Here is a 10079-nt window from a genome sequence, read left to right as displayed (position 1 = left end):
CTCGGAACTGGAGCTGGCAAGATGAAGTGCAATTGAACCCCGACCGGGCTATTGAGCCTAAAACAAGCGAGGAATTACAGGTCGCTTAAATCGTAAAAACATCTCAACTATCTTGACAATTACCGAGGTTCTAGATGTGCAATCACAACAGAAATGTATGATGAAACACATTTACAGATTGACCACAGAATACCTTATAGAGTTGCAGGTGACGATACAGGGAGTGAAAGAAACCCTGACGATTTCATGCTTCTATCTGGTTCGGCACAAAGACAAAAATCTTGGGCTTGTGAACATTGCAAAAATTATTTAACAACGAAAGATATTAATGTGTGCAAAACCTGTTATTGGGCTTACCCAGAACAGTTTGAACACATCGCAACAAAACAAGAAAGAAGAGTTGATTTAACATTTAATGGAAATGACATAGAACTCTACGAGGAATTAAAGAAAAAAGCCATTAAAAACAACTCTTCAATACAAGAAGAATTAAAGAAAATGATTAAGTAGTGCCAACCCCCAACAAATCAAGTTGGGGGTTTTCTTTTATGTGAGACACCGTTTTTGTTTTTTTAACAAGGGCAGGAGAAAGATATAGAGACTCAATAGTTACATCATCTCTTCCCAAGAGAGTAGCTTGGCTTGAACGACCAGCATTAAGCAAAACTTTCTTCAAATTAAGAAAATCTGGCAAATCACTACCATAAGACTTATCTCCACAAGTTCCATCAAAACTTAACATAAATGGGACTTCTCTCTTATTGAGACTATCAAGCTCTTCAATAAGTTCATCTATGTTCAAAAGATAAGCATACCTTGGGTCTCTTTTACCGCTTGTTCCTTGCCAAGGCGGGTCCATATATACCAAGTCTTTATCTGTTGCTTGACTGATTGCCTGCCTAAAATCACAACCTTTAATAGAAATCTTTCCTTTAAGAAGCCGAGACATTGCCCTAACTTCCTTTTCAAGCTTTTCTGGCTTCATTCCAAGTCTTCTATTATCAGCACCTTGGTTAAATTCTCCACTGCCATTAAATCTAACTGCATTCTTTACACATCTTGCAACGAGATACAAAAGAGCAGAAGGAGACTTTGTATTATTATAAATTTCTCTTACATCTCTAAAATACTTCGCAGGGTCTTCAAGTTGACCATTCCAGTAAAGAGAATACTCTTCAATTAATCTTTCAGGCTCATCAACAATCATTTTCCAAAGTTCTGCGAGTGGTTCTAACTTATCAGCAACCACAAACCTTTTAGCCTTTTGATTAATTGCAGAAGCTAATGTAATTGCTCCCGAACCAGCAAAAGGTTCATACAGAGTATCAATCTCAAAATCCATATAAGAAAGTATGGAGTCAGCAAGCTTTCTTTTGCTACCTTGGTAAGGGATTGCATGCGGTGCTTTTTTCACTTGTATTCCTTATTTTCTGGATTTAATGAGTAAAGAGAGCGACCTTTAACAATCTCTTTTAAAAACAATTTTGGCACATTCCCATCTTCTCTTCTTTTTTCTCTTCTATAAATAATAGAAAACAAAGAGTTAGATGGAGTCTTTCCAGTAAAAGGAACATCTTCACTTTTACCAAGAAAATCAACAATCTCTTGCAATGACAATGCTTTATGCTTTTTGAGAACCTTAACCATAAGTTCTTCAATATTGCTGTGCTGTCTGTTCCACGACATAGGAGCTCCTTTGGTGTAGTCGCATGCTAACGCATGCTAACGTCGAGTCCCACGGATTGCAAGCACTTCTTGAAGAAATAGGGGAAACCAATAAAAAAAGACTAGCATTGCACTAGTCTTTTTTTGTTTTTTGTGAAGAGTTACCAAGTCTTCAAAATATATTTTATAAAAACTATTGACAGTTCAATTTTATTTCTTATAAATATATTACCACCGAACAAAACTATATTAGTTTAATTCTTTTTTAAAGTCAATAGGTAATCTAATTTTGTTCCTTGGTAGTAAGATAGATTAAAGTGTTATATGTCGTTAGGCAGTTTGAGTAATCAAACGATTAAAAAAGACCTAATCCCAGTTATCGGTTAATCTAGGAAGAAGTTAGGCAATAAAGCAATTTAAAGCCTAAAAGTATTCAATCAGTCTTTTATGTGACTAAAACAGCATGACTCATTAAATACAAGTAGCAAGGCAAATTTAGAGCGATTAGGCATAATATAAGACCTACGGTATTAGGCGAAGAAATACCACAACAGCCAAGCGAACGAGTCCAATAACATAAAAGCCATAGATTAAAAGCTATGGAGTCTCTTACAGATTACTGATGATGTGCAGTCTATGCCAGCACATCAAAGCGAGAAGTTAGGGCTTACAAAGCAAAAGGTTTAGGCTGAGAGTGGATACCCTGTAAGTAGTTTATTAGCAAACTGAAAGAAACCACCAAGTTAAGATGGCTATATATCATTCTTAACCCTTTTCTTAGAAAATAAGAAAGAAGGCAAAGCAAACGACTTTTTCAAGATCGTAAGGGTAAGGCTTTGCCTTTTTTCGTTAGAAAAAAGCAAAGCCCTATAAGATTAATTAAGTATATTATTATAATATTTAATTAAACTCATAGAGCAAAAAGATTAAATCCATATCAAAAGATAGATAAAGAGCAAAAGCACTTTAATAAAATAACACTATCAAACAATAATTAAACCCAAAGAAGCAAAGAATAAAAAAATGGCACGGCGATTTTTTTCAAACTTTTTTTCAAGAGACAATCTATTGATAACTAATCTATCAACAGCATAAAGCTATTGATAGCCCTACGGGTTCATTAGTTACCAACAGATAAAGACACTTCGCATTCCATGTTCATAACTTATCTATCAACAGCATAAAGCTATTGATAGCCCTACGGGTTCATAAGTTATAAACAATCCATTTGATCCACTACTATTTTTTATTATTTTTCTTTTTTAAGTCAAAAGCTTATCAAGAACAAAAAGAGTCTTTAACACTCTGCACAATTTCCCGAAAGCAAGACGAGCTTGCAGACTAGACACCGTAGACCTACGGTCGTAATCATGCACCATGATGGTGAACACACCCAAAACCGACAGAAACCCACCTAGAAGCGATTTTTACAGCTTCAAGCACCACACCCCTACCCACCATCAAAAAAACGGCTTGTAGACCGTTCTATGAGCTCGTTTTAGCCTGGTGCAACTTGGAACAAATAGAATAATAAAAGAACTTAAATAAGAAAATTAAAGTTTAAATTAATAAGAGCCTTTTGGCTCTTTTTTTATTTCTTTTTAATGAATAGTCATTGACAGTTCATTTTAATTTAGTATTATTAAATTATCATTATTAAAAGGAGAATAAGAATGAATGATGAAATAATAAACATCTTAGGAGCCATGACAGATTTTGATCTTGAATGTTTTAAAAACCATAAATCAGGCAAGCTAGAAAGACTTAAAGAAAAGAAGTTAGATTTAATTATACAGATAGAAAATTTAGAAAGATTGATATTAATTCTAAATAGAGAACTTGAAGAAAGAGAAGAAAACGGAATAGACCTTAGCAATTACTCGCCAGACGAAGACGAATTAACAGACTATGACGAGCAAGAAAGATTTAATCCTTTTGAAGAAGACAGAGAAAGTTTAACAGATGAAAAAATGGGACTTTTGTTAAAGTTCAGCACATTAAAGAAGGAATTAGAAAGCATATTAAACAAAGGAGATAAAAAATGAAGTATCACAGAAATAAAATAAAATACTCTTTTTATGGAACACCATTAGAGATAGAAGAAATTTTAGAAGAAGCAAAAAGACTCAATATGCACTTTAACGAATATCTTATAAGTTGCCATAGAAAAACAATGAAAGAGAATGAAGCAAAAGAATATTTTAAAAATAGAAACAAAGGAGAATAAAGATGTTGTTTAAAGAAATAAAAATAAAAAAGCTAGAAGACCAAGTAATTTTTTTGGAAAACGAGATTAAAGAACTTAGAGAGCAACTAGAAAAAGGAGAAATCACTTATGACTACTTTTTAGAAACTTTCAAAAGTTTTGAAGAAATTTTAGAAGATAAAAAGCTATTGCTAAAAAACATAACTAATAACTTGAAGGAGTAAAATAATATGAAAAAAGAAAAGATACAAAATAGAGTTTTTCTTATTGCTGGGATGATGTTTTTAATATTATTCCCTTTGTATGTTGGTCTAACAATTTACAAAGAAGAGCCAGCAAAATGCCATAAAACAGACACTTGCAATTCAATATTTAGATAAAGGAGAAATAAAAAATGGAAAGTTTACAAAGTCAAAAGCTACTAATAGACGGCTTAAAAATCATCAAAGAGAGCTTAAGAAAATTTATATGTAGGGAGAAAAAAAATGTTTGATTTATTAAAATTTATCAACCACAACAAGAAAATAAACGGTAAAGGAGTTTTTGAAGTCTATGGAACTTACTACCATTTAACACCTTACGACATGGGAAACAGTGCAGAACTTGAACCAAGAAAGCCAAGCATAAGCAATTGGAAAGCAATTTCAGGAGCTTCTAATATTCTTTATTGTTTAATAGCGATGCCAAAAGAAAAGACTAGCACAGACAAATTTTTTGTTTACAGAAACAAAAGACCAGAGAAAGCATATAGACAAATTTTTGAAGATGGCTTGACTTATGATGAAGTAAGAATGTTTAAAAAAACGGAGTTTATTAAAGTTGGAGTCTTGCAAAACTGTATAAAAGTTTTTGATATTTTTAGAGACATTGACCACATAGGAAACGAAGACAATTTAGAAAAACAGAGAGAAGCACTAAAAGAATTAATCTTTATAAAGCAAAGAAAAACTTTTTTTGTTCCATTCGCAAAGATAGAAAAAAGAAACATAATCATATAATAAGGAGAAAAGAAAATGATTAATAATGACTACACCAAGAAAAGACTTGAAAGAAAATTAGAAGAAATAAGAAGAGAAAACATAGAGACAAGCAGAGACGGAAAAATTTATTTTAGCTTTCTCATTAGCTATCAGGCTTGTTTAAGTTTATTTCTTTTGTTCTTATTTTTTCAAACTTTCGGATTGACAACAGAGAAAAATCTTATTGTAAGCACATCAATAACAATAATTCTTTTCGGCTCAATTGCTAGTTTCTTCCCAAAGATTTATAGAAACTCAAACGAAGAAGATATTAAAAACAAACTAGCTGAATACGAAAAAAATTTATGAAGACTAGACGAAGAAAGAGAGCTTAACGGCTCTTTTTTTTTGCCCATAGATACGAAAGAACAGGACTACTCAACTAAGTTTCATTAAATCCTTTTGAACTGATGAAAACTTTTTTTTGCTAATCCTTGAACTTTTTTTAGAGTGCTTTTGAGAACATTCCTTATGTTTTTTTTACGACTTTTTCAAAATCGTAAAGCCCTAAATAATGTTCTTACACATATAGCAATCGTTCCGATTGCACCAAATTAACGGAAACCGTTAATTGCTCTGGCGAGCCTAGGCATTACCTTTCGGTAATGTATATAAAGCTATTAATTCAAAGGCAATACCAAAGGAGCTAGGAAAAATCTAGTAAAAGGTAATTATTTAAGTATTGCCATTGGTATTTACTTTTGATTTTTATTTGATAACATTAAAAGTAAATACCAAAACAATAATTTTAAAGGAGAAAAAAGGTATGAAAAAAGTTCAAAAAACAATAAAGATTAATTACATTTTACATGTAGCTATTAAAGACTATGCAGAAAAAAACGACATAGACCAGATAGAAGTTATAGAAAAAGCTATTACAGAATTTTTTAAAGAAAAAGAAGACAGCAGGGTTCATTATGAAATTTTAGAAGCAGTTCAATTGCTTTTAAATAATCAAATAACCATATCAACAGACTTAGAAAACATAAAAAATGTTCTAGACAATACAGAGATAGTTTAAGATTTCAGGAGTTACCAAGATGAAGAACAATAAAGAAGAAATACAAAAAGTATTCCGTTTTAGATTAAGAATAAACGATGATGATTTACAAGCAAAACAAAAAAGAACCTATTTGAGTGATTACTTTTCAATACTTTTTTTAGTTAGCTCATTCGTTTTTATTTCATTATGCTTTTTATTTTTTGTCGTTAAGCATTACAGCTTAATTGAAATGGCAAAGGGACTTTTACACGGAGACGAGATAGCAAAAGGTTATTTTGCTTTCAATATTTTAGTGTCAGCAGTCGCGGGAATTTATGCAATGGCAAACTATGTTTACCCTGTTTCAAAGAGAGTAATAGATAGCAGTTCTAAAAACTTTTACTTTGAAGACTCAATAGAAGCAAACATAGAATTTCACAAGACACAGAAGAGAAAAGATAATACTTTATACAAAACAGGTCTTAATTTAGTTCCAGAAAAAGACTGTTATAAATATTTAAACCTTGGCTTGTTTAAGTTAAAAAGAAAGAAAGGAGACATATTTAATCCAATATATCTAAATAAAAATGCTACAAACTTATCTAAATTAATCTTAGGTATTGCAGGCTCTGGCAAGTCAGCTTTTCTTTTCTATCTCTATCAAGCAGAGTTAGAAAGAGGAACAAAACTTATCATTCATGCACCAGACGATGGACCTAGAAACATCATTGTTAAATCAGGTTATACCTATGCAATATCAGCACCCTGGTGCGAAGACTCAGTCTTTATTGATATTTTTAAGACTCTTGATGTAGAAGACCTAAACCAACAAAACGCCCTTATTGATGTAGTCATAACCTCAGTTCACGGCTATGTAGACCAGTCTAGTGATAATGCTTTTTTTGAGAATGGAGCAGTCTACATTCTTACAGCAAGCCTTAGAAAAGTAGTGAGACTAGCTAGAAAAAACAAGACCACAAGCAACCTAGACGAATGGATTAATGAGCTTGTTAGTAAAACACAAATCTATCAATTTAAAGAATTGGTAGACATTTATTACCCAGAAGCTAGTTTTACTATTAGTGAAGATGCCGAAAAAATGACAGCTTCAATCATTGCCAGTATCACAAAATCTTTAACAAACTTAGGCACCTTAAACAACTTCTACAAGAGAAATAGAAAGCCTTTTGATTTAAGAAAATGGTGTTTAGACATTCCAGAAGTAGACAAGAAAGGCAATCCATTACCAGAAAAACAAGTGATTGTTTTATGTAGTGATAAAGAATATGCAGAAGTCAGCAAGATAAATATTGCCTTATTTGTGAACATGGCAAGTGTCTTTTTGTTGAGTAATGAAAGAGAAAAGACTTTTAAAAAGAATGGTGTAAGAGTTCATCAAGTATTAGACGAGTTCCCAAATTTTGCAAAAAATATTGATATGAATAAATGGATTGAGATTATTAATGAAGGTAGAAAGTTTGGAAACATTGCAACAGTAGCAGGACAAAACAGCCACCAGATAACAAGCTGTCTTAAAGGAAACAAGGTAGACAGTCAAAAGTTTTTAGGCTCTTTTCATACTCAAATAATTGCCCAAGCTTCACCAGAAGACGGAGACTTTATAAAAAATATCTGTGGAGAAGTTAGCTACATTGATAACGAAGCTAGTTCAAGCTGGACAGACTCAGGAGACGGAAAAAGAAAGAAAACAATTAGCTATTCTAAAAAACCAGTAATTGAAGAAATCACATGGCAAAAGATACAAGACAATTTAGGTCTTGTTAGGCAGATTACTGGAAAAGATAGCAGTAAAGAAATAGGTGTTTATGTTGCTATAAGACTATTTGAAACAAAATTAACTGCTAATTTATTTTTCCCATTCTGTGAAAATTTTTGTGAGAACAGAAGAAATGAAATGCTTAAAAATGGAACTATTATAAAAAATAAAGAAGGTTTAGAAACTTACATATATAAAGATGAGTTCAATAGAACAATAAAACAACCTTTATTTTTTAAAGAAAGAAGAATAACCCTAACAGATGAAGAACAAGAAAGCATTTACAGAGCAAGAGAAATTCAAACAAAATCTAATTTAATTGGAAAGCTTGCAGAAAGAAAAGACTTAATAGGAGTAAAGAAAGCAAAAGAAGAACTTGCAAAACTTCAAGAAGAAGAAAAACTAGCGAACACAAAATCTAGTGATGATGTAGCAAAAATAATTCCAACTGATGAAGCAAATAAGAGACAAGAAGATAAACAAGAGAAAGAAGAGAAAGCCGAAGGTTTTGCAGAAGCTACAAGCGAAATTTTAAAAGAAACAGCTTTACATGGTATTGATCACACTGGAACCCTAGGAGCTATTGATAATGCTTTAACAGCATTGGACGCACTTTTAGAGAAACCAGAAGGAGAAGAACAAGACCAGCTAGTTATTAAAGAGTCTAGCGACAACAAGAAGAAAAGAAAAATAATAAGAAAAAAGGAGAATGAAAGATGATTAGCAATAGCAATGTAAAAAGCAAGGACTATTATACAAAAGAATACATGAGAGACGATTACTATAATAAACAAGGTAATCAAGTAGAAGGCATAGGACAATGGCACGGTAAAGGGTGCGATAGATTAGGATTAAAAGGAGAAGTAAACCAAAAGCAATTTTGGAATTATTTAGATGGTAGAAATCCTAATAACCACAATGAAAAGTTAAGTCCTCATGTAAGAAATGATGATGAAAACAAACAGCCAGAAGCTAATAAAGCACAAGACTTTGTTTTAAATGCTAATAAAGACTTTACTATTTTGTGTGAAGTCTATGCAGATGATCCAGAAATGACAAAAAAATTAGATGGAATATGGGAAAAAGCAAATGAAACAATGAGAGACGAGATAGAAAAGAGACTAACCACCAGAGAAAGCGGGAAATTTACACCCGTAGACGGTGCTATCTGTGCAACCTGGCAACACAAGACAGCCAGAGAACAAGACGGAAAAATAGACCCACACAGACATTCTCATAATGTCTATGGACATTACCAGCCATCAGAAGATGGCACTATGAAAGCCGTAGATTTTGGGAGAGTTTTTAACGACAAATTACTTATAGGCTCAAAAGCACAAGAAGTAATGGCGAAAGGTGTTAGAGATTTAGGGTTTGAAATTGAAGAAGGTAAAACAGGATGGAAGCTTAAACATTTAAGCGATGAAGTTAGACAAGATTTTTCAGGCAGAGGTGAACAAATCAAAAAGAGTATTGGAGAAAATGCCACTTATGAAGAAAAACAGAAGGAAGCCAACAAGAAACAAGCAAAGGGAGACTATCAATTAGAAGATTTAAAGGAACAATGGAAATCTAGACTTGATAAGCACGGATTAACAAGAGACACACTAGAAACAGTTAGAGAACTTCCAAAGGAACCCAAAAAAGATATTACAAAAGAAGATATTTTAAGAAAAGCTTGTCAAATTTCTAAATCATCTACTTTTACATCAAAACATATTGATATTGCAATAGCTCAAAAAGGACAAGTTTTTGATTTTGACCAAAAGAAGATGAAAGAAGAAATTTTTAAAGATAAATCATTAGTAAAGACAAATCAAAAATCAAAAGATGGACAAGCCTTATATTATTCAAAGGCTATAACATCTAAAAGCTATCAAAACGATATGCAGAAAATGGGAGAAGCTAACAATAGAATTAAATCTGCACAAATAAAAAATTCTATTGATATGAAAAAAGGTGGACTTAAAAAAATGCCGAAGGTTAAACCACCGAAAGGAGAGAAACAAGAACAAGAAAAATCTAAGGACAGCAAGGAAAACACACCATCTAAACAGCCACAGAACGAGCATAAAGAAGCCAAAAGCCAACAGCCAGAGCAACAGCAACAGCAACAGCCACAAGCTAACAACGGCACTAGCTCTAATGGTTCAAAAGAACATACAGGCTCAATTAGTGCAGTTCAATCTATGCATGAGCTCATGGGTTCTATCAAAAGTTTAGAAGAAAGATTATTTAAATTAAAACCTAATGACCCTGAAAGATATGTTTTACAAGAGAAGCTTAACAATTTACAAGGTCAACTATCTAAAATGATAGAAGAAAGAAACAAAGAAGAAGCCAAAAGAATGATTGAAGAAACACAACAACAAAAACAATTACAAAAAGAGCTTGAAAGAACAAGATAATTTAATATTATAAGATAATAAT

Annotated in this window: 12 protein-coding genes; 10 read left to right on the top strand and 2 right to left on the bottom strand. The window is 32.3% G+C overall.

Translation table 11 applies throughout. The features are described from left to right. The first annotated feature begins 153 nt into the window (after window positions 1-153). Complete coding sequence (locus tag CSQ88_RS07550; RefSeq protein WP_218963030.1) at window positions 154-510, top strand: hypothetical protein; 357 nt, start codon at window positions 154-156, stop codon at window positions 508-510. Here the strand turns inward: CSQ88_RS07550 and CSQ88_RS07545 are convergent. Together CSQ88_RS07545 and CSQ88_RS07540 are read right to left on the bottom strand one after the other, a co-directional pair. Beyond that, the gene (locus CSQ88_RS07545) at window positions 503-1414 is read right to left on the bottom strand and encodes a DNA adenine methylase (protein WP_099397494.1); all 912 of its coding nucleotides are present in this window, start codon (window positions 1412-1414) and stop codon (window positions 503-505) included. The genes CSQ88_RS07550 and CSQ88_RS07545 overlap by 8 nt on opposite strands. Next, window positions 1411-1686: a hypothetical protein gene (locus CSQ88_RS07540; protein WP_099397493.1), complete on the bottom strand. Its 276-nt coding sequence runs from the start codon at window positions 1684-1686 to the stop codon at window positions 1411-1413. The genes CSQ88_RS07545 and CSQ88_RS07540 overlap by 4 nt, the downstream gene beginning before the upstream one ends. A gap of 1652 nt (window positions 1687-3338) precedes the next feature. Between CSQ88_RS07540 and CSQ88_RS07535 the strand changes: the two genes are divergently transcribed. The 9 genes from CSQ88_RS07535 to mobF all read left to right on the top strand — a co-directional run bounded on the left by CSQ88_RS07535 (window position 3339) and on the right by mobF (window position 10057). Beyond that, the gene (locus CSQ88_RS07535; RefSeq protein WP_099397492.1) at window positions 3339-3710 is read left to right on the top strand and encodes a hypothetical protein; all 372 of its coding nucleotides are present in this window, start codon (window positions 3339-3341) and stop codon (window positions 3708-3710) included. After that, window positions 3707-3892 carry a hypothetical protein gene (locus CSQ88_RS07530; RefSeq protein WP_099397491.1) on the top strand — a complete coding sequence of 62 codons (186 nt, stop codon included), beginning with the start codon at window positions 3707-3709 and terminating at the stop codon, window positions 3890-3892. The genes CSQ88_RS07535 and CSQ88_RS07530 overlap by 4 nt, the downstream gene beginning before the upstream one ends. Before the next feature lie 2 nt (window positions 3893-3894). Continuing rightward, window positions 3895-4095 carry a hypothetical protein gene (locus CSQ88_RS07525; RefSeq protein ID WP_099397490.1) on the top strand — a complete coding sequence of 67 codons (201 nt, stop codon included), beginning with the start codon at window positions 3895-3897 and terminating at the stop codon, window positions 4093-4095. Between the two features lie 6 nt (window positions 4096-4101). Next, entirely contained in the window at window positions 4102-4251 is a 150-nt protein-coding gene (locus CSQ88_RS22930) for a hypothetical protein (protein WP_180273578.1), read from the top strand. 105 nt (window positions 4252-4356) lie between these two features. Continuing rightward, window positions 4357-4869, top strand: a complete 513-nt coding sequence (locus CSQ88_RS07520) for a hypothetical protein (protein WP_099397489.1) — start codon at window positions 4357-4359, stop codon at window positions 4867-4869. A gap of 15 nt (window positions 4870-4884) precedes the next feature. Continuing rightward, window positions 4885-5199, top strand: a complete 315-nt coding sequence (locus CSQ88_RS07515) for a hypothetical protein (RefSeq protein ID WP_099397488.1) — start codon at window positions 4885-4887, stop codon at window positions 5197-5199. 457 nt (window positions 5200-5656) lie between these two features. Beyond that, complete coding sequence (locus CSQ88_RS07510) at window positions 5657-5911, top strand: hypothetical protein (RefSeq protein ID WP_143449445.1); 255 nt, start codon at window positions 5657-5659, stop codon at window positions 5909-5911. Window positions 5912-5930: 19 nt separating this feature from the next. Next, a complete protein-coding gene (locus CSQ88_RS07505) occupies window positions 5931-8369 on the top strand; it encodes a type IV secretion system DNA-binding domain-containing protein (RefSeq protein WP_099397486.1) in 2439 nt (812 codons plus the stop codon). Further along, window positions 8366-10057 carry a MobF family relaxase gene (mobF, locus tag CSQ88_RS07500; protein WP_099397485.1) on the top strand — a complete coding sequence of 564 codons (1692 nt, stop codon included), beginning with the start codon at window positions 8366-8368 and terminating at the stop codon, window positions 10055-10057. Before CSQ88_RS07505 ends, mobF begins: the two co-directional genes overlap by 4 nt. Window positions 10058-10079: the final 22 nt, after the last annotated feature.

Origin of the sequence: Iodobacter sp. BJB302 (assembly GCF_002735645.1) — a bacterium.
GTDB lineage: Bacteria > Pseudomonadota > Gammaproteobacteria > Burkholderiales > Chitinibacteraceae > Iodobacter.
The sequence above is the reverse complement of the archived record's forward strand: the minus strand, read 5'-3'. Positions and strand labels throughout refer to the sequence as shown.

Coding starts and splice junctions, on each gene's coding strand:
- CSQ88_RS07550 (WP_218963030.1), top strand. CDS start 154: ATGTATGATGAAACACATTTACAGATTGACCACAGAATACCTTATAGA.
- CSQ88_RS07540 (WP_099397493.1), bottom strand. CDS start 1,686: ATGTCGTGGAACAGACAGCACAGCAATATTGAAGAACTTATGGTTAAG.
- CSQ88_RS07535 (WP_099397492.1), top strand. CDS start 3,339: ATGAATGATGAAATAATAAACATCTTAGGAGCCATGACAGATTTTGAT.
- CSQ88_RS07530 (WP_099397491.1), top strand. CDS start 3,707: ATGAAGTATCACAGAAATAAAATAAAATACTCTTTTTATGGAACACCA.
- CSQ88_RS07525 (WP_099397490.1), top strand. CDS start 3,895: ATGTTGTTTAAAGAAATAAAAATAAAAAAGCTAGAAGACCAAGTAATT.
- CSQ88_RS22930 (WP_180273578.1), top strand. CDS start 4,102: ATGAAAAAAGAAAAGATACAAAATAGAGTTTTTCTTATTGCTGGGATG.
- CSQ88_RS07520 (WP_099397489.1), top strand. CDS start 4,357: ATGTTTGATTTATTAAAATTTATCAACCACAACAAGAAAATAAACGGT.
- CSQ88_RS07515 (WP_099397488.1), top strand. CDS start 4,885: ATGATTAATAATGACTACACCAAGAAAAGACTTGAAAGAAAATTAGAA.
- CSQ88_RS07510 (WP_143449445.1), top strand. CDS start 5,657: ATGAAAAAAGTTCAAAAAACAATAAAGATTAATTACATTTTACATGTA.
- CSQ88_RS07505 (WP_099397486.1), top strand. CDS start 5,931: ATGAAGAACAATAAAGAAGAAATACAAAAAGTATTCCGTTTTAGATTA.
- mobF (WP_099397485.1), top strand. CDS start 8,366: ATGATTAGCAATAGCAATGTAAAAAGCAAGGACTATTATACAAAAGAA.